The organism is Vibrio sp. CB1-14 (genome assembly GCF_040412085.2).
GTDB lineage: Bacteria > Pseudomonadota > Gammaproteobacteria > Enterobacterales > Vibrionaceae > Vibrio > Vibrio chaetopteri.
Genome location: NZ_CP115920.1, coordinates 1,458,784 through 1,477,878, shown reverse-complemented (window position 1 = coordinate 1,477,878; position 19,095 = coordinate 1,458,784). Strand labels below are relative to the sequence as shown.

Here is a 19,095-nt window from a genome sequence, read left to right as displayed (position 1 = left end):
ATTATCACCCATCTGATTTGCAATTAATATTAATTCGTACAATAAAAAGCCCGTCTGCTCAAAAGGAATGAATCATGAAAAAAGTACTGATCCCAGTGACCAATCACGCAACGCTAGGTGAAACCGAACAAGCCAACGGTACCTACGCGCCAGAATTAACCCATGCGCTCAGTGAAATCCTAGCCGCGGGGTTCGAGTATGACATTGCCTCAATCAAAGGTGGTCAAGCGCCGCTATATGGCACAGATATCGAAGGTGATAGCGTCAATGCCGAACTGCTGGCAAACGATGACTTCCAAAACCGCATTAACAACACGATTCCAGTCTCGCAAGTCAACGTAGAAGACTACGACGCTATTTTCTATCCAGGTGGTTTTGGTTTGCTGTCTGATCTCGCTACAGACGAGTCTTTCGCAGCAATTGCAGCGAAACACTATGAAAGTGGTGGCATTGTGTCTGCGGTATGTCACGGTCCAGGTGCCCTACTGCCAATCACACTGAGCAATGGTGAAAAGCTGTTGGCCTCTAAGTCAGTGACAGGTTTTACTCGTGAAGAAGAAGTCGACTTTGGTACTATCGATGCTATTCCATTCTTGCTAGAAGAGTCTCTTGCACGTACTGCCAGTCGCTACACTAAAGTGCAGCCTTGGCAAGAATTGGTCATCGTTGATGATCGCGTGATCACTGGCCAAAACCCAACAAGCGCCCACGCCGTGGGTAAAGCACTAGTTGAAAACCTCAGCGAATAAGGTGCGCTACATAAAGCAATAAACAACCAGCCCCAAAAGTACCCATGCGTACTAGGGGCTTATTTTTAAGATGCACTAAAGACTTGGGTGTCAGGATAAAAGGCATACCAAGCGAACCAAAATAGCAAAGTTGAGGCTAAGGTCTGTCTGTCTTTGTCGGTTATCCAAGCTGACTGGTTATGACTATCCCAGTGAATGGTATAAGTGTGATTACCAAGCAAATACTCAAAACTCATCTTGTCTTGCTTTTCTAACTCGCTGAATAGAAAAGCAACGGCACTATCACCGAGCAGCACACCCAACACCATTTCTTTTTGGTGGTATTGACTTGGCGCTTGATTCGCCACGGGAAAATAGAGATTAGGATGCTCAGCATAACCGGCATAAGGATCGCGCTCGTAGTCACGCCGATATCCTGTTTCCGTCGACAGTACCTTAGTATCAGGGTAACGTTGCAGCCAACTTGACCAAAGAGACAGAGACATTGGGATTTGTTTAAGTTTGCTGCCAACCAGCGCCCCTGCAACTGCTTCACCATGGATTTGTGACCAAAGCGACTCGGTTTCACGGTCATACATCAGCACGTCCGAGCTATACAACAGACCCGACACACCAAACTCTAGCTCAGGCTTTTCATTCCCTTGTGGCTTGCTACTAAACGCCACTCCACTGCCGCAAAGTGGGCAGTAGCTCACTAGAACTCGCTCTCCGCCCACAGTATCATTGACGATCTCATGCCAGTTCAGAATATTCAGCGGGTAGGCTTTCGCCTCGCCATTAATCATCAAACCCAGCACCACATCACGTGGCTTTACGCTTTTTGCGGTCTTGCCTAATTCAAACTTCGGATCAGTAAGCGCAGGAATACCATCCCGAGGCGGTCCTCCACTTTGAATCAAATTCAGAGGTACGGTGGCGTTGTTTAACTCAAAGCCATTAAGGGATTTCGCAAGTCCAAAGGAAGGGGCAAGCAGAAAGAAAACAAATGAAAGTACAGGAAGAATAGAACGCATGTGGCTCTCCTCACAGCAGCAGATAAATAATCAGACCGCCAGTGAGGAGAATCGCTTTCAGAAATCAGCCGTTAGTCTGCTGAAACGCTTTTACAAACTCATCATAGCGCGCACGGTTCACACCTGCATCGCTGTATCCGGTGCGAGACTGAGAGCGGTAGTGCATTACGCCGTTGTCAGCGTCAAAATACAGCTCTACATCATCATGAAAGCGCATCAAAGGCGTGGTAAACACTGCATGAACGTAGTCGCCATTGTCCGTAACAACTTCATTGCGACCCAAGGTTTTAAGCGCTGCCAATGCGCGAGATTTTGCTGTCGCTAAGTCGTCAAACGCGATAGGTGGCACCTGCTTTTCTGGAATCTTGGTCTGTGAAGAAACCGCATTTGGAGTAGAAGGCATTCTAGCTAGCTGACCATCATCCACACCTAGATATGACGGCATGCTATTATTTTTGTAAAACATGTAGCCGATAAGAACGAGTATCAGAGTGGTGAAAATTTTGCTGATCATGAAGAGTCCTTTTGCTGTTGGCGGAAAGAGTATCCTCGCGCCATTTTTCCAATTAATTGAATAAATTACCCATAATAGTCCATCCTGGTCAAACCAGATCACTTACTGCTTCAAAAACCTCGATTTACTCAAAAAAATCGATAACCAGTTTATTATTCTCCACTTTCACTTCAGGGCTTGAAGATTTAAGCAGTGATTGCTTCACCGTGGTTTCATCAAGCTGATACACCGGATAGCTCGACACGGCATTACCAATCAACGCGACAGCGGGCTTGATTAGCTGCCTGATCTCCGGGGTTAGCACAGAGCCATCTTCATCTAAGCGCTCTAGTCTAAGCGATTTGAGAAACACCTCACCCGTCTCTTTCTTGTAGCTCGGTATGGCACTAAACTCAATATCCAGATCTAAGTTAATCTCTGGTTGGCTCATCATGTGCAGTTCGGCTGTGGTATTGGCGAACACTGCAACTCTGTCTTTATCGCTGCGTCCAATATTCACTTTTAAGTCATCAACTGACACCTTTGCATACAGCATATCCTCAATTCCTACTGCCTGTTCAAGCTTGAGGTTTTGGTTAAGGTAATCGGTCATCTCTTGCTCAGTAATACTGTAGCTAACGCACCCAGACAGACTTAACAGCACTATGAGTAGCCCAAATAACTTGGCAGAGAATGGTTTCTTCATCAGAAAAGGTTCCTTGAGAAAAGTGAAGCGCATACCGCATATCTTGTTAAAAGATAGGGGCTTATAAAAAAACAGGCAAGCCCTAAGTGCTTGCCTGTGCCATTCAAATGTTCACTAAACGACTAGCTCACGGACCACTGAGACAGTGAACGCTTGAAGTCTTCATAGCCAAACTCGTTAAGTTTTTCGATGTTGCCTGAAGAGCGCTCACAGTAGATAGATGGCATCTTCAATCCATTAAACCAGTTCAGTTTCACCATGGTGTAGCCAGCACTATCCATAATGTGTAGCTGCTGACCTACTTTTAGCGGCTCATCAAAATTAGCCACACAGAACTGATCCCCAGCAAGGCAAGAACACGAACCAATCACATACTCATGCTCACCTTCCGGGTTTGCTTCCAAAATGGATGCCGGCTCATCGTAGATTAAGGTATCCAAACGGTGCGCTTCAGTTGCTGAGTTAACAATGGCGGTTTTCTTGTCATTCTCGACAATGTCCACCACAGTCACCACAAGATCGGTAGTCTTGGTGATGATGGCTTCACCCGGCTCCAGATACATCTGAACACCGTGTTTGTCAGAAAATGCTTTTAGCGTCGCGCCAAGCTTTGCAATATCATAGCCAGGCCAAGTAAAGAATACGCCGCCGCCCATACTCACCCAATCGAGTTTGTTGAGATGCTCACCAAACTGCTCTGAAATCGCATCAAGTAAAGCAATAAATGCATCCACATCTTTGTTTTCACAGTTCATGTGGAACATGACGCCATCGATACTTTCAAATACAGATGTATCAATATGGTCAGCTTGCACGCCAAGACGAGAATACTTACGCGCAGGATTTGCCAGATCTTGTCCCGCATAGCTAACGCCCGGATTAAGTCTTAACCCCAAAGACGCTTTGCCTTCCACAATATGACGGTAAGCCGCCAACTGAGACTGAGAGTTAAAGATCATCTTGTCACAGATATCCGCGACTTCACGAACATCGTCTTCGGTGTATCCCACACTGTAGGCGTGCGTTTCACCACCAAAGGTTTCGTGACCAAGTTTTACTTCGAACGGACCACTGCTGGTTGAGCCATCGAGATATGGTTTGATGATGTCGAAAACACCCCATGTTGAGAAACACTTCAGCGCGAGCACCAGTTTGACACCTGAGATCTCTTTGAGGTGTTTGGCTTTCTCTAGGTTTTCGATCAGCTTGGATTCGTTGATCATGAAGTATGGGGTTTTGAGTAGGGATTTGTTCATGGTTTGCGTTCCGGGTGATGGTTGGGGGATTTTAGCAGGTTTTTGGGTTGGTGGATTGACCCCTCCTAGCCTCCCCTTATAAAGGGGAGGAACAGACGGCTCGCTGACGCGTCGCCTAATATACTAGCGATGCGATAGCGAGCCAGTAGTTCTCCCCCTTTATAAGGGGGAGCTAGAGGGGGTGCTCTTAAACCCCTACTTCAAAACCTGAATATCCGGCGCACCTACTTCCAACTCTTGAACATGCCAATCCAAGCCAATCTCTGGCATTGTCTCCAAGAACGGATCTGGGTCTAGCTGTTCCATGTTAAACACGCCAGCCTCTGCCCACTTACCACGGAAATACTGAAGTGCCGCAGTAATAGCCGGAACACCCGTGGTGTAAGAAATTGCTTGGTGTTCAACGTCGTCATACGCCACTTCGTGGTCAGCATTGTTATAGATAAAGACTGAACGCTCTTTACCGTCTTTCTTACCTTGAACCCAAGTACCAATACACGTTTTACCTGTGTAGCCCGGTGCTAGAGAGGTTGGGTCTGGCAGTAGTGCTTTAAGCACGTGCAATGGCTGTACGACTGTACCGTCGTGCAGTGTTAGCGGGTCTGGGCTTAGTAGGCCGATATCGCGCATGCAGTTGAAGTAGTTTAGGTAGCTGTCACCGAAACCCATCCAAAACTCAATACGTTTCGCTGGGATAAACTCTTGCATTGAACGCACTTCATCGTGCGCCATAGAGTAAACCTTGTGTTTACCGACTAGCGGGAAATCAAACTCAAGCATGCGAGAGTGACATTCGACTTGTTTCCACTCACCGTTTTCCCAGTAGAAAGAGTCACCTTGGATTTCAAGCATGTTGGTTTCTGGATCGAAGTTTGTCGCGAACTTCTTACCGTGATCACCTGCGTTGACGTCCATCACATCGATGGTATCAATCTCATCGAACAAGTGCTTAACAGCGTATGCCGCAAAAACACTTACTACACCTGGATCAAACCCCGCACCTAAGATGCCTGTGATACCTGCTTCTTTGAACTTGTCGCGGAAACCCCACTGCCAATCGTACGCTTGTGGTACTTGTTGGCCTTCAGAACAGAGGTCAACCGCAACGGATGTATCTAGGTAAGACACCTTCGCTTGTAGACACGCTTCCATGATGGTGATGTTCACCCAAGGAGGGCCAGCGTTGATCACGAGATCCGGTTTTACTTCATTGATCAAAGCAACAAGCGCTTCAACGTCGTCCGCATTAACGGCACGCGCTTCCAGCTTTTTACCTGGATCTTTAAGGTTATTTTTGCCCTTGATTGACTCGATGATTTTTTCGCATTTCGCTACAGTGCGTGAAGCGATAGTGATATCACCCAATACATCGTTGTTTTGAGCCGCTTTGTGTGCGACTACCCAACCAACACCACCAGCACCAATTTGTAGAATTGCCATTTGTTTTGTTTCCTTTTTCTCTTAGTGAGAGTTAGTTAGCTCAAGGGCTAATTGATGAATATTGTTTAGAAGCGCCTCAAAATCCGATAGCTTCAAGCAAGGGTTTAGAATTGTAAATTTCAGTGCCGAATGACCGTTTACGACGGTTTCCCCTAGTACCGCCACACCGCGAGTTAGCGCTTCGATACGAATCGTTTTATTGAGTTGCTCTAAGTCAGCGGCTTCTGTGTTTGTCGCCCTAAAGAGTACAGTCGATAGAGACGGCTTAGCCAACAGCTCAAACTGAGGGTGAGCTTCGACCAACTGGGCCACTTGCTGAGTTTGATCCATCAGATGATCGTACATCTCACCTAACGCATCTGGGCCGACGTTTTGCATCGTCATAAAGACTTTCAGAGCATCAAAACGCTTGGTTGTTGCGATAGATTTATCAACCAAGTTAGGCAGCTCGTCATGTTCGCGATTGAGGTAATCAGCATGATGAAGCAGGTATTTGAAGTTAGCTTTGTCTTTAACAAGCAGTGAGCCACAGCTGATGGTTTGATAGAACAGCTTATGGAAATCAACACTCACGGAATCGGCTTTTTCGATGCCTTGGAGCTTATCTTTATGACTGCTCAAAATCAGAGCGCCGCCATAAGCACTATCAACATGGAACCAAAGACCAAACTGAGCGGCGATATCGGCAAGGGCAGCTAGGTCATCAATCGCGCCGTGGTCTGTAGTGCCAGCGGTGCCAACCAATGCAAACGGGATGAGTCCTTCTTCCTTAAGTGCTGTGATATCAGCGAGCAAGGCATCTGTCTTAATCGTGCCATTGTCGTGAGTTGCTACGCAGTGCACCGCTTTTTCACCAAGACCAAGCAGTGACGCTGACTTTTGTACCGTGAAGTGTGACTTGTCTGAGCATACGATACGCAGTTTATCGGCGTAGCTTGGCAGACCCAGTTTCTGAATAGAGTGACCGTCAGTGATATCCGCAATACGGTCACGAGCGAGCAGTAAACCCATCAAGTTACTTTGCGTACCACCACTGGTGAAAATGCCATCCGCACTTTCGCCAAGCCCATAACGCTCACACAGCCAATCCAACACCTTTTGCTCAACATACGTTGCTGCAGATGCTTGATCCCAAGAATCCATTGACTGGTTTAGCGCCGCAATCATGGCTTCTGCTGCTACCGCAGGCATCAGCGGAGGCGTGTGCAAATGAGCAATACAGTCTGGGTGTTGAGTGAAGATTGAGTGCTCAGCAACAAGTCCTGCTGTTTCATCCACAACGCTTTGTAGGCTGTTGTTTTGACTATCAAGATTGACGTCATTGATAAGGTGTTCGAGCGTTTTCGGATCCAACCCAGAGTATGGTTTGCTGACCTTCTCAAACACTTCTTTCATCGCTTGAGTGGTGTGATTCATCACCTGGGCAAACTCAGTGGCACCTTGCTCACCAGTATGGATGAAGTGCTTTCGCCAGCTAGATTCCTTCGCCTCTTGCTCGGTTTTCTCGCCGCCGCCAGCAACAATGATCGCCTCTTCGATAGTGCGCAGCGCAAAGTCAATCTGCTCAAAGCTTATGATAAGTGGTGGCAGAAAACGAATGACTGAGCCGTCACGACCACCTTTTTCAACCATTAGACCGCGCTCGAGCGCAGCGCGTTGAATCGCGAGTGTCAGCCCGCCATCAGCAACAGGCTCACCAAACTTGTTGTGTTCGCCGCTTGGTTTAACGATTTCAACGCCTAGCATCAGGCCTTTGCCGCGAACTTCGGCAATGCAGTTCACGCGATCTTTGATTTTGTTTAGACCAAGGCGCAGATATTCGCCTGCAATACTGGCGTGCTCGACAAGGTTATCTCGCTCGATGATCTCAAGCGCTTTCGCACCCGACACCATCGCTAATTGGTTACCACGGAATGTCCCTGTGTGTTCACCAGCATTCCAGGTATCGACACTTTTGTTGAACACCAAGATCGACATTGGCAAACCGCCACCAATCGCTTTGGAAAGACAAAGGATATCTGGGCTGATTCCCGCTTCTTCGAAGGCAAATCGGTAACCCGTTTTACCCACACCGCACTGGATCTCATCCAGAATCAGTAGAATTTCATGTTCATCACAGATCCTGCGCAGCTCTTTGAGCCAAAACGCCGGAGCCGGGATCACGCCACCTTCACCTTGCACTGGCTCAACAATGATTGCCGCAGGTTTCATGATGCCTGCTTCGTCGTCATTGAGAAGACGCTCAATGTAGCGAATGCTTTGCTTAGCGCCCGCATCGCCACCGAGTCCAAACGGACAACGCAGACTGTACGGGAATGGCATAAAGTGCACATCGGACATCAGTCCGGTGCGACGCGCCTTAGTACCAAGATTACCCATCATGCCCATGGTGCCATTCGTCATGCCATGATACGCACCGCGGAAGGCAAACATGGTGTTGCGACCGGTAGTTTGCTTGGCAAGCTTGATGGCCGCCTCCACTGCGTCAGCCCCAGAAGGGCCGCAAAACTGAATCACTGAATCCACAGCAAACTGCTCTGGCAGGAAGCCTTTTACGCGTTTGATAAAGCGGTCTTTAGCTTCTGTAGTGATATCGAGCGTTTGGTATGGCAGACCAGAATCTAGCTGCTCTTTTAGAGCTTGGTTTATTTCAGGGTGGTTATACCCCATCGCCAAGGTGCCTGCACCGGCTAAACAGTCTAAGAAGATTTGACCACGAGTATCTTCCACTAAGGCACCATAAGCGCGCTTAATGGCAATCGGAAGACGTCGCGGATACGAACGTACTTCTGATTCATGCTCAGCTTGGTCTAGTAGAACTTGATCTGGGGTCAGATCGTAGGTGCCTTCGACATGCGGAACTTGCACGGAAATCGAAGACGCGAATTCTTTGGAATCAAATTCGAATGCTGTACTCATTTACTTGTAACCTGATTTTACGCGCACAGAATTAGCTGTTACGCGAACAACAAAACGAGCCCCACCTGAATAACAGATGTGACGAAGCCCAACGCAAACGCGCTAGGAAAATAGATCGATGTTGAGAATCAAGGCTCTGTGATACTACGATTTACGCGTAATACACAGTTTGGAAGTACAAAGCTGATTTTTGAGTGAGAGTTAATGTGTTTCAATGTTGGGTTTCCCATAAATATGCCTGTCCAGGCATCAGTATCCCGTCTACTGATTATTGGCATAACCAGTACCTACCCTACGTCGTATCACAATCAGCTTGAATGGTTACGACGCGTATCCCCCAGATTCATTCCGAGATTGGGCGGGAAAGTAACATAAAACTCATTATCATCGCAACCGTTTTATCAGTGGAAGTATTGCTCAATTTATAAAGCATTTGTTAACGATATCAAACCTATACCATAAAAAAAGCCACCTCGTTGGAGGCGGCTTTTTTTAACATGTTTACTGATCTTTCTTATCGCTCAAGCTCTTAGTAGTCGCATGGCCAATCGCGTCTACATCCACACCATTCTGCTCTAAGAACTTTTCAAACATAGGTAGAAGCGGCCCTAATGTTTCTGCGATAGTGTCTCGCACCGTATCGACGACAACTTGCGTACCCCTTTCAATTTCGATATTAACGTCATCGCCCACACCCTTGCCTTCAAAAGTCGTCATGCGGCGAGTCTCTGGGATAAGCCAAACATCGAACCAGCCCTCTTGTTTATCGACCTCAGACACAGTCAAACTCGCGCCATTGATTGCGATATAACCCTTAGGGAATACATAAGGTTTCCACTCTTTGGGCAGTTGGAATTTGATGCGATAGTTGTCTTCTTGCTGTTCTACGGCCACTAGAGGCGTTTTAAAGTCCACATGCCCCGATAGCGGGTGACCACCAATTTCCGCACCATCTTTAGCCGCACGTTCAACATTGATTACTTGCCCTTGTTCAAATGAACTCAGTGTGGTGATGTTGAGACTCTGCAGCATGACATCGAACGATAAACGCTTGTCGGTTTGGATCTCGGTTACCGTTAGGCAGACACCATCCACAGCAATACTAGCGCCAATTTCGACATCGACACAAAAGCCTTCTTCAAAGTCAATTTCAAAAGTACGGATACCATTAAGATCTGTAATTTTATCAATGGTGGCGACGGATTGAATAATACCGGTAAACATAGAGGCCTCGATTAACGATTAGAGTGCTTTTAGTACGGACATCATTGCAAAAAGAATCAGTAAGATAAAGGCTAAAACAAGAAAGCCTCAGCATTTTTGCTGAGGCTTTAGTGTTTGGAGCGACTCGACCGGATGCGGGCACGAGGTTCACCTCATTCCCAAACCGGGACCTCAGGCGAGACTAATGCACATCGCTAGAAACAAGAAAACCCCAGCATTTCTGCTGGGGTTTTAGTGTTTGGAGCGACACACGAGGTTCGAACTCGTGACCTCAACCTTGGCAAGGTTGCGCTCTACCAACTGAGCTAGTGTCGCATTTGTCTTTTCAGACTAAATTGAGATGGTGCCCCGGGCCGGACTTGAACCGGCACAACGCGAACGTCGAGGGATTTTAAATCCCTTGTGTCTACCAATTCCACCACCAGGGCACGCAAAATCCTTTGCGATGGAGACACCATCTTGATACCGCCTTCAAGGCCATATCACTATATTTGGAGCGACACACGAGGTTCGAACTCGTGACCTCAACCTTGGCAAGGTTGCGCTCTACCAACTGAGCTAGTGTCGCATATTCTCTAAGAGAGAATGGAGGCGCCTCCCGGAGTCGAACCGAGGTCCACGGATTTGCAATCCGCTGCATAGCCACTCTGCCAAGGCGCCTTTTTGTTACTCTTGAAGTTTTGCTCTTCACTTTCGTTTTAAGCAGTTCCTCTTGAGTACGGGAGGCATTTTACGCAATCAGGAAAATGAGTCAACACGTTTTTTGATATTTTGAATCGTTTGACCAAGAAATACCCAAAAACCGCTAATTTGCTCAATTTTCTAGCAAAAACATGCACATTTAGGTCTAGTAAACTTGTCAACTTACCAAAAGACACCTAGCCGAGACGTTTGATTTGAGTCGACTTTTAGTCCTTATGGCACCTACTCCTGCAAATTTCATACTGTGCTAAATACTGTTGAAGTAATCCGCTAACTACTCATCTGCATTAAGCAAATCGTCTTTTGCTGCCGCTAGGTATTGCATCATTGACCAGTAAGTCAAAACAGTCGCGACATACAGCGCCACATAACCTACCCAAATCATCCAATCGTCATAACGCCAAATAAGAACCCAGAGCGCAAACATTTGAGAAACAGTCTTGACCTTGCCCACCCAAGACACTGCCACACTTGCTCGTTTGCCAATCTCGGCCATCCACTCACGCAGTGCTGAAATAATGATTTCTCGGGCAATCATGGTCACAGCAGGAATGGTGACCCAAATGGAATGGTAATGTTCAGTGATGAGAATGAGTGCGGTGGCCACTAGGACTTTATCCGCGACCGGATCAATGAAAGCACCAAAACGGGACGTTTGCCCAAGCTTTCTCGCTAACATCCCATCGAGCCAGTCAGTGAAGCCTGCCACCCAGAAAATCATAGCGGCGGCAAACGGCGCCCAACTATACGGAAGGTAGAAAGCAACGACGAACACGGGGATGAGAAATAATCTCAACAAAGACAAAATGTTAGGGATGTTTAAACGCATATTATTATCGGCTCTATTTTACTGCCTGTTTATGTTGCGGGATTTTCATCACTGTTTCAATGCTTGATAGATGTTTTCTGCCAAAGATTTGCTAATTCCTGGTATTTTGGCGATTTCTTCTACACTTGCACGTTTCAGCTCTTGTAAGCCACCCATGTATTTCAGCAATGACTGGCGACGTTTCGGGACGATACCTTCAATTCCCTCTAACGGACTGGTACGACGAGCTTTCGCACGTTTTGCTCTATGTCCCGCAATCGCATGATTGTGGCTCTCATCACGAATATGCTGTATAAGATGCAGCGCTGGCGCGTCACTCGGTAAATTAAACTCTCGCCCTTCAGGAGTAATTAAAGTCTCCAGACCCGGTTTACGAGTTACACCTTTAGCAATACCCATCATTAGTGGGCGCTTCGGCCAATCGTCCCAGTATTCAGACACAATATCAACAGCGCGATTGAGCTGCCCTTTACCACCATCTATAAAGATAATATCGGGGATTTTGTCGACATCGATTTGCTTCGAATAGCGACGCTCAAGGACTTGCCCCATTGCGGCGTAGTCATCGCCACCGGTTATACCTGTGATGTTGTATCGGCGATACTCTTGTTTCACCGGCCCCTCTTGATTGAATACAACACAAGAGGCAATGGTGTTCTCACCCATGGTATGACTGATATCGAAACATTCCATGCGAGTGATGTTCTCAATGCTCAATGCCTCTTGAAGGGCCTTGAAGCGCTGATTGATCGTCATTTTATGGTTGATCTTAGTGGTGATCGCTGTAAGTGCATTGGTGTTCGATAGCTTAAGGTATCGACCTCGTGCGCCAGTTGGGTTGATATGGAATAAAACCTTGCGACCGGCAATTTCAGTCAGGGCCTTCGACATGTCATTGACGTCTTCAACCAAACCGTCATTCAGAATGATCCGCGTTGGAATCGTTCGTGATTCAGAATGATTAAGGTAATACTGACTCAAGAAGCTGTAAAAGACTTCAGCTTGCTCTGTATTATTTGGGATCTTAGGAAAATGGCTACGGCTGCCTAAGATTTTACCTTGGCGAATCATCAAGATATGGACACAAGCCACACCATTTTCCTGAGCAAAACCCAGTACATCCATGTCATCGTCACTGTCTTCAGAGACAAATTGCTGCTCTTGAACACGTCGGATGGCTTGGATCTGATCACGGTACTTAGCGGCTTGTTCAAAGGCTAGATTGCGACTCGCCTCATCCATCTTCTCCACCAGCATCTGCACTACGTTTTTGTCTTTGCCTTGCAAGAATAAACGCAGTAAACCAACCAATTCATCGTACTCATCATCGGAAATGATAGTGCTGACACAAGGCCCCGCACAGCGACCAATTTGGTACATTAAGCACGGTCGACTTCGATTGGCATAGACAGAGTCTTCACACTGACGAACAGGGAAAATCCTTTGTAGCAAGTGTAGGGTTTGTCTCACGGCTCCAGAGTCTGGATAAGGGCAAAGTACTCGCCTTTTTTCCGTCTTGCCCCTCGATGCATGGAAAGCCTTGGATGTTTATGGCCTGACAGAAAAATATAAGGATACGACTTATCATCTCGAAGCAATACATTGTATTTGGGAAGGTACTGCTTGATGTAGTTGTGTTCGAGGATCAACGCTTCGGTTTCGGTATGTGTAACCGTGACATCGATTTTGTGGATGTTGCTGACCAGCGCGCGGGTTTTTTCGCTATCTACTCGCTTGCGGAAGTAGCTAGAAAGGCGCTTTTTGAGGTCTTTGGCTTTACCAACGTAGATAACGACCGACTCGGCGTCATACATACGGTAGACGCCGGGTTGGTTAGTTACGGTTTTGAGGAATGATGTTGAGTCAAAAATGGGTTCCGACACGATACTGTCTCAACTATAAGGTCTCAGTATCTAGCATTCCATGTCGAATCGCTAAGTGGGTCAGTTCAACATCACCGTTGATATCAAGCTTACTGAACAGTCGATATCTATAGCTATTCACGGTTTTAGGACTCAAGCTCAATTGCTCTGAGATATCCGTTACCTTTTGGCCTTTGGTAATCATCATCATGATCTGAAGTTCACGTTCAGAGAGATCTTTGAACGGGTTTTCTGATGCTGATGAAAATTGGCTAAGCGCCATCTGCTGAGCAATCTCAGGGGAGATATAGCGCTGGCCGCTGTTAACAAGACGAATGGCATTCACCATTTCATCTGGCGCAGCGCCCTTGGTCAGGTAGCCTGCGGCACCTGCCTGCATAACTTTTGTCGGAAATGGGTTTTCCGTATGCACAGTTAACACGATGATCTTAATGTCTGGATTATGGCGAAGGATCTTTTTCGTCGCTTCGAGTCCACCAATACCAGGCATATTCATATCCATTAAAATGACGTCAACATGGTTGCTACGACACCATTTTACGGCTTCTTCACCACTGTCAGCTTCCCCTGCCACATTCATTCCACGGACGTCTTCAATAATACGTCGTATCCCTGTGCGAACCAGTTCGTGATCATCTACAAGGAAAACATTAATCAAACTTGTATCTCCACACTTATCTATTGGCTCTGCGACCACTTGAGGTTAGTGGATAGCAGCATGGCTGACTATCATACCTCATCTTACGTTTAAAAGCTCCCATACAAATCGTGCACGGGCGCATAGTTTGCGAAACACATTACGACGAAGATTCGACGTCGTCAATCATAAAAACTTTAAAATCATTAGGTTACAAATCATACAACCATTAGTTATCTCTAACGTAACCCCCCGATTTATGGGCATAAATCCACTTTAACCCACTATGAAACACCTATCACATTATCCGCTACATAATTGCAAAATATCGATATAAATCACTATTCTAGAAATCTAGTATTGCTACTAAAGTTTAGCCCAATTTGAGAAACTTTGGCTCTAGTGGGACCTTTGTTACACTTGACTATCACTCAGGGCTATCATTGTGTAAGAATTTGCACAAAATTTACTCAAGCTCAGCGCATCATGTAGGAATTTGCTTCATTTGGACATTCATCAAGGTTTTTTATTAACCCGCCAAGCCAGAGATACTCGCTTTGGCTCGCAAATAGAATTGTGGCTATCCACACCTCAAGGGCCCGCGCAGATTCTCATCGAAGGACAAAAACCCGTCTTTTTCGTACCAAATGATGACAGAGGCCATGTTCAAAACGTAGCGCACGATGCAAGGCTCACCGTCAATTTCAAGCAAATAGAGATGTCGAGCTTTGACGGCAAAGACCTGATAGCGGTATACAGCGATTCTATCGCCGCCGCTCGCCAGTTGAATGAAAAACTGATAGCGGCAGATATTCTCGTACTGGAAGCCGACATTAAACTGGCAGACCGCTTTTTGATGGAACGCTATATTCAGGGCAGCTTAGCGGTATCAGGACGTGCAGAAACCATCAATCCAGGTCGGCCGAACCAATTCCTACGTATAACAGAAGCTAAATGTAAGGCTCACGATTACCAACCAGAGCTCAAAGTCGTGTCACTCGACATTGAATGCTCGGAAAAGGGCGTGCTCTATTCCATCGGTCTTGATAGTCCAAGCGACAGCCGCGTTATTATGATTGGCGAACCACAAGCGTGTGAAACGCCTACCCTATGGGTTAATGACGAGAAATCGCTGCTGCTTGCGCTCAATGATTGGTTTCAAACGTTTGACCCCGATGTGGTTGTCGGTTGGAGCGTTATCGATTTCGACTTCAAATTGCTCAACAAGCGAGCTGAGTTCAATAACGTTGTACTCTCACTTGGACGCAATACACAAAAAATCTACTTCCGCACTCTGCCCTCTAGCCAGCAAAGCTTTATCACTATGCCAGGTAGGGTGGTGTTAGATGGGATAGATACCCTTAAAACCGCGACCTATAACTTTCGTTCTTGGTCGCTTGAGTCTGTGTCTCAAGAACTGCTCGGAGAAGGTAAAGCCATCCACAACGTGCATGATCGCATGGATGAAATCAACGCCATGTTCCGCAAAGACAAGCCCTCACTTGCCAAGTACAACTTACAAGACTGCGTGCTGGTGAACCGTATTTTTGAGCACACCCACCTGCTACAGTTTGTCATTGAACGTACCAAGTTGACGGGAGTGGAACTCGACCGCGTCGGGGGCTCAGTGGCAGCTTTTACCAATCTTTACTTACCTAGATTGCACCGCGCTCACTACGCAGCTCCTAATTTGCATCCTGAGAACTGGGTGGCAAGCCCTGGCGGCTATGTGATGGATTCTATTCCCGGCCTGTATGATTCTGTCTTGGTTCTCGACTTTAAGAGCCTATACCCTTCGATTATCCGCTCATTTTTGATTGATCCAATGGGCTTAATAGAAGGCCTGAAGCTTGAAATCGGCAAAGATGACGACCAAGCCGTCGCAGGATTTAGAGGAGGTCAGTTCCATAGAATGCAGCATTTTCTTCCAAATTTAATTCAAGAATTGTGGAAGGCGCGTGATGTCGCAAAAATCAACAATGAAAAGGCGTTTTCCCAGGCCATTAAAATCATCATGAACTCATTCTATGGCGTGCTTGGCTCATCGGGTTGTCGTTTTTTCGATACAAGGCTAGCCTCTTCCATCACGATGCGTGGACACGAAATCATGAAGACCACCAAAAAACTGATTGAAGAGAAAGGCTATCAGGTAATTTATGGTGATACGGACTCTACTTTCGTGTCATTAAACGCTGCCTTTTCACCAGAAGAAGCAGATAAAGTCGGCAACGAACTGGTTGAGGCGATCAACCATTGGTGGACTGAGCATCTCGAGCAAGAGTACAACCTAACTTCGATCTTAGAGCTAGAGTACGAAACACATTATCAACGATTTTTAATGCCAACCATACGCGGCTCAGAAACTGGCTCTAAAAAACGCTACGCAGGCCTAATCGGTGAAGGTGATAATGCACGCCTCATCTTTAAAGGATTGGAAAGTGCGCGTACCGATTGGACGGCGCTGTCACAGGCGTTTCAGCAAACACTTTATATGATGGTGTTTAACCATCAAGATCCTGCTGACTATGTTCGAGAGTTTGTTGAGTCGACGCTACGGGGTGAATATGATACGCAACTGGTGTATAAGAAAAGACTACGTAGAAAGCTGCACGAGTATCAAAAGAATGTTCCGCCACAAGTACGAGCAGCTAGAATGGCGGATGATATCAACCAACAATTAGGACGCTCGTTACAATATCAAAATCGCGGGCGCATCGAGTACGTGATAACTGTTAATGGGCCTGAACCAAAAGAGTATCAACGCTCACCCATCGACTATCAACACTACATTGATAAGCAGTTAAGGCCAGTTGCGGAGGCTATCTTGCCGTTTATTGGCATGAACTTCGATGATTTGAGTGCACCACAAATGGGGCTGTTCTAACTGCTAGGTTTTGTTCAAACAATAGCATTTTGTCGGAGGACAACAAACTTTGATCGGAAACGCGCCTTTTCAAGCAATTATTGGGCTATAAAAAGCTAGAATTTGACCACTTTCTGAAACAGTTTTGGACAAAAATTTGTTTGGGATATCGAAATAAATCTGACATATCCTCTTGTTATGCATTTTTAATTACGCGCCTTACTATTAAAATCTTCATGATATTGCTCCGCCCTTAACCGAGCATTCTCTCTGACATCCATATGAAAAAGAGAGTAATCGTAATTGTGATAGTCATTATCACTAAATACTTTATAACTTTCAGGATTAGGTATATGGACTCGAAGTACTCCTTGATCACAATCTGCATCCGTATACTTTGATATTGGAGGTGATAGTTGAGTAAAGGTATAGTCGGGAACTCGATCATCACCCATGACCTTAAAACTAACTTGGCCAACCTCAGTAACCATACCTAGATGTTCTTCTTTTTCTGCACTACCATCAATAATCCAAGAAATAGGGTTAACACAAACGAACGGATCCCTTAATTCGTCATCATTTGGCTTATAGTCAGCCCCATAAGTTGACCATGCAACGTAGCAGCTGGTTTCTGTACTTTTAGAGCAAAGGGGAGTAATCAACTCTGTGACCATCGATGCTTGTATGCCACCAGGAAAATAGGCTGCAACTAGTCGAGAAGAATAGGAACTTTTTTCAATTTCTTTTAATAATCTAATGCCGTGCGCTGATCCCTGACTGTGCCCTGCGATAATAAATGGCCTACCGTTAGTTTTCTCAAGAAAAGCATAAAAGGCAGCTTTTACATCACTATATGCAAGGTTTAGGGCAGATTGGCCATTCTGGCCTTCCACATCAAAAAAAGCGTAAATTGATGCTTCTCTATATTTTGGTGCATATACAGAAAAGTCACTAAAAACAACAGCCATATTAGCCATCATCCAACTTCTATTATGACTAGCAGCACTCATTTCTAGTAAAGGGCTATTCCAATGCTCACTTCTAAAATATCCTGTTGGGTGAATAAAAAACACATCGACCCCTAAATCTTGAGTAGGCTCTTGTCCATATAACTCCCAATCACTTTCAAGTGCGTAATTTGGTGCATCAGTTATTTTTTTATCGCCAAAATCGTGCATTGGGTAATTTAAAAGCAACAGTATTGTTTTTGGCCCTATGACAAACACTATGAAAGAAACTAATAAAACACTTACTAATAGAATGATTTTTTTCATGATAACTCCACTCAGGTGGATAGACATAACAGCAGACACCGTAACGTACATTGCAAATATAGCAGAGAGCTTATGGATAGTACTGATTAGGTTAACGTTTCTACAGGTCAGGTGTTCCGTTCGGAAGTTCTGAGAAAGTTTGGGGCAAAGGCGTGTTTGCTATAGCCGGTTCACATAAATCTCTGCCAAGTGAACTGACAGAGCAGAAGTGACAAACTTTATTGTCTTCCGATACATTTATCCAAATGATAGTGCTCATTCAACCAATCTTAAACTCGGTCTTCTGATACTCTTTGACAAGCCAGGGAGCGAAGTCATCCACAAGGCCAACAACTGAGCGTTTTGGTATTACCCGTCCGCCAAGCAAAATACCGAGGCGCTCAACGGTTTGCTCGCGCTGTGGGTAGAACTCGAGAAATGCCCTACCACTTTCTAGAGGATCATCTAACCAGCGCTTGGTTCTATGAAGCACCAAACCGTAGGCTGCTCTGAGTAGCTTTTTCGCTAACCTGCGCTGAGCATCGGCTTGCGACTGCGCATCTTCAGCCAAAGCAACTTCTTTTCTAAGCAATGCAGCGCTTTGCTCGATATCCATATTCCACTGCTTGGCAATTTCCCAGCTCGGCACGTAATCACCAAAGCACTCTGACAAATCCTCACCGTACACGTTGGTGCAGCACTGCTTGAGTAAAAAACCCCAAGTAAACAGAGCCGAAAGTGACGCCACTTCACTCACTAGAGCAGTACGAATGGCCAGCCCTTTTACAAAAGGAAAGTCTTTTTGAAACCGCCAATTAATCGAGTTAAACAATGCCTTTTGGCTCGCCGAGAAAGGCGCATGAGTGATCAACACCACATCAAGGTTCGATACGTTTGGTATCGCGGTGCCATTCGCCACGGACCCATAGACATAAACGCTATGCAGGCTCTCTTTCAGTCCCGATTTTAGGCACGCTATTAGGTCTTCAATGACTGGTATATAGCTTGGCTGTGGAATGGCATAGTGAATTAGCGATTGGGTTGATACTTGGGTTTGCACGTCGTTACTTGGTCGATTTGATTGTTCCCCTATTCTACGATTGCCGATTTTGGGATTCAACGTTGAAT

Annotated in this window: 13 protein-coding genes, 4 tRNA genes and 1 pseudogene; 2 read left to right on the top strand and 16 right to left on the bottom strand. The window is 46.0% G+C overall.

All coding sequences use genetic code 11. The features are described from left to right. Positions 1 to 74: 74 nt before the first annotated feature. Positions 75 to 749, top strand: a complete 675-nt coding sequence (locus tag PG915_RS06690) for a type 1 glutamine amidotransferase domain-containing protein (RefSeq protein ID WP_353498409.1) — start codon at positions 75 to 77, stop codon at positions 747 to 749. A 65-nt stretch (positions 750 to 814) separates the two neighbouring features. On the opposite strand, the gene PG915_RS06685 is transcribed toward PG915_RS06690, so the two are convergent. The 14 genes and pseudogenes from PG915_RS06685 to uvrY all read right to left on the bottom strand — a co-directional run bounded on the left by PG915_RS06685 (position 815) and on the right by uvrY (position 13,872). Further along, the gene (locus PG915_RS06685; protein ID WP_353498408.1) at positions 815 to 1,762 is read right to left on the bottom strand and encodes a DUF3179 domain-containing protein; all 948 of its coding nucleotides are present in this window, start codon (positions 1,760 to 1,762) and stop codon (positions 815 to 817) included. Between the two features lie 64 nt (positions 1,763 to 1,826). Beyond that, entirely contained in the window at positions 1,827 to 2,276 is a 450-nt protein-coding gene (locus PG915_RS06680) for a DUF1499 domain-containing protein (protein ID WP_353498407.1), read from the bottom strand. A gap of 124 nt (positions 2,277 to 2,400) precedes the next feature. Next, positions 2,401 to 2,961 carry a DUF1439 domain-containing protein gene (locus tag PG915_RS06675; RefSeq protein ID WP_353498406.1) on the bottom strand — a complete coding sequence of 187 codons (561 nt, stop codon included), beginning with the start codon at positions 2,959 to 2,961 and terminating at the stop codon, positions 2,401 to 2,403. Between the two features lie 122 nt (positions 2,962 to 3,083). After that, on the bottom strand, positions 3,084 to 4,217 hold the full coding sequence (nspC, locus tag PG915_RS06670) for a carboxynorspermidine decarboxylase (RefSeq protein ID WP_353498405.1): 1,134 nt from the start codon (positions 4,215 to 4,217) through the stop codon (positions 3,084 to 3,086). Positions 4,218 to 4,412: 195 nt separating this feature from the next. Further along, positions 4,413 to 5,657, bottom strand: a complete 1,245-nt coding sequence (locus PG915_RS06665; RefSeq protein WP_353498404.1) for a carboxynorspermidine synthase — start codon at positions 5,655 to 5,657, stop codon at positions 4,413 to 4,415. A 21-nt stretch (positions 5,658 to 5,678) separates the two neighbouring features. After that, a complete protein-coding gene (locus PG915_RS06660; RefSeq protein WP_353498403.1) occupies positions 5,679 to 8,576 on the bottom strand; it encodes a pyridoxal phosphate-dependent class III aminotransferase in 2,898 nt (965 codons plus the stop codon). 501 nt (positions 8,577 to 9,077) lie between these two features. Further along, on the bottom strand, positions 9,078 to 9,800 hold the full coding sequence (locus PG915_RS06655) for a riboflavin synthase subunit alpha (protein WP_353498402.1): 723 nt from the start codon (positions 9,798 to 9,800) through the stop codon (positions 9,078 to 9,080). A 239-nt stretch (positions 9,801 to 10,039) separates the two neighbouring features. Next, a tRNA-Gly gene (locus PG915_RS06650) sits at positions 10,040 to 10,115 on the bottom strand. A gap of 26 nt (positions 10,116 to 10,141) precedes the next feature. Next, positions 10,142 to 10,228 (bottom strand) — tRNA-Leu (locus PG915_RS06645). Between the two features lie 64 nt (positions 10,229 to 10,292). Beyond that, positions 10,293 to 10,368 (bottom strand) — tRNA-Gly (locus PG915_RS06640). Positions 10,369 to 10,386: 18 nt separating this feature from the next. Continuing rightward, positions 10,387 to 10,460: transfer RNA gene (locus tag PG915_RS06635), tRNA-Cys, on the bottom strand. A 316-nt stretch (positions 10,461 to 10,776) separates the two neighbouring features. Beyond that, positions 10,777 to 11,331: a CDP-diacylglycerol--glycerol-3-phosphate 3-phosphatidyltransferase gene (gene pgsA / locus PG915_RS06630; protein ID WP_353498401.1), complete on the bottom strand. Its 555-nt coding sequence runs from the start codon at positions 11,329 to 11,331 to the stop codon at positions 10,777 to 10,779. 48 nt (positions 11,332 to 11,379) lie between these two features. Further along, positions 11,380 to 13,214, bottom strand: a pseudogene (uvrC, locus tag PG915_RS06625) (excinuclease ABC subunit UvrC). A gap of 13 nt (positions 13,215 to 13,227) precedes the next feature. Beyond that, entirely contained in the window at positions 13,228 to 13,872 is a 645-nt protein-coding gene (gene uvrY, locus PG915_RS06620; RefSeq protein WP_006075673.1) for a UvrY/SirA/GacA family response regulator transcription factor, read from the bottom strand. 484 nt (positions 13,873 to 14,356) lie between these two features. Here uvrY and PG915_RS06615 point away from each other — a divergent pair, with 484 nt between their 5' ends. Beyond that, positions 14,357 to 16,735 (top strand): DNA polymerase II, encoded by a 2,379-nt coding sequence (locus tag PG915_RS06615; RefSeq protein WP_353498400.1) that lies wholly within the window; start codon positions 14,357 to 14,359, stop codon positions 16,733 to 16,735. 185 nt (positions 16,736 to 16,920) lie between these two features. Here PG915_RS06615 and PG915_RS06610 read toward each other — a convergent pair whose 3' ends face one another. Continuing rightward, positions 16,921 to 17,988, bottom strand: coding sequence for a DUF3089 domain-containing protein (locus tag PG915_RS06610; RefSeq protein ID WP_353498399.1), 1,068 nt, complete (start codon positions 17,986 to 17,988; stop codon positions 16,921 to 16,923). A gap of 259 nt (positions 17,989 to 18,247) precedes the next feature. Continuing rightward, positions 18,248 to 19,027: a nucleotidyltransferase domain-containing protein gene (locus PG915_RS06605; protein WP_353498398.1), complete on the bottom strand. Its 780-nt coding sequence runs from the start codon at positions 19,025 to 19,027 to the stop codon at positions 18,248 to 18,250. Between the last annotated feature and the right edge of the window lie 68 nt (positions 19,028 to 19,095).

Excerpts from the sequence above, each read along its gene's own strand:
- PG915_RS06690 (WP_353498409.1), top strand. The coding sequence starts at position 75 with ATGAAAAAAGTACTGATCCCAGTGACCAATCACGCAACGCTAGGTGAA.
- PG915_RS06685 (WP_353498408.1), bottom strand. The coding sequence starts at position 1,762 with ATGCGTTCTATTCTTCCTGTACTTTCATTTGTTTTCTTTCTGCTTGCC.
- PG915_RS06680 (WP_353498407.1), bottom strand. The coding sequence starts at position 2,276 with ATGATCAGCAAAATTTTCACCACTCTGATACTCGTTCTTATCGGCTAC.
- PG915_RS06675 (WP_353498406.1), bottom strand. The coding sequence starts at position 2,961 with ATGAAGAAACCATTCTCTGCCAAGTTATTTGGGCTACTCATAGTGCTG.
- nspC (WP_353498405.1), bottom strand. The coding sequence starts at position 4,217 with ATGAACAAATCCCTACTCAAAACCCCATACTTCATGATCAACGAATCC.
- PG915_RS06665 (WP_353498404.1), bottom strand. The coding sequence starts at position 5,657 with ATGGCAATTCTACAAATTGGTGCTGGTGGTGTTGGTTGGGTAGTCGCA.
- PG915_RS06660 (WP_353498403.1), bottom strand. The coding sequence starts at position 8,576 with ATGAGTACAGCATTCGAATTTGATTCCAAAGAATTCGCGTCTTCGATT.
- PG915_RS06655 (WP_353498402.1), bottom strand. The coding sequence starts at position 9,800 with ATGTTTACCGGTATTATTCAATCCGTCGCCACCATTGATAAAATTACA.
- pgsA (WP_353498401.1), bottom strand. The coding sequence starts at position 11,331 with ATGCGTTTAAACATCCCTAACATTTTGTCTTTGTTGAGATTATTTCTC.
- PG915_RS06610 (WP_353498399.1), bottom strand. The coding sequence starts at position 17,988 with ATGAAAAAAATCATTCTATTAGTAAGTGTTTTATTAGTTTCTTTCATA.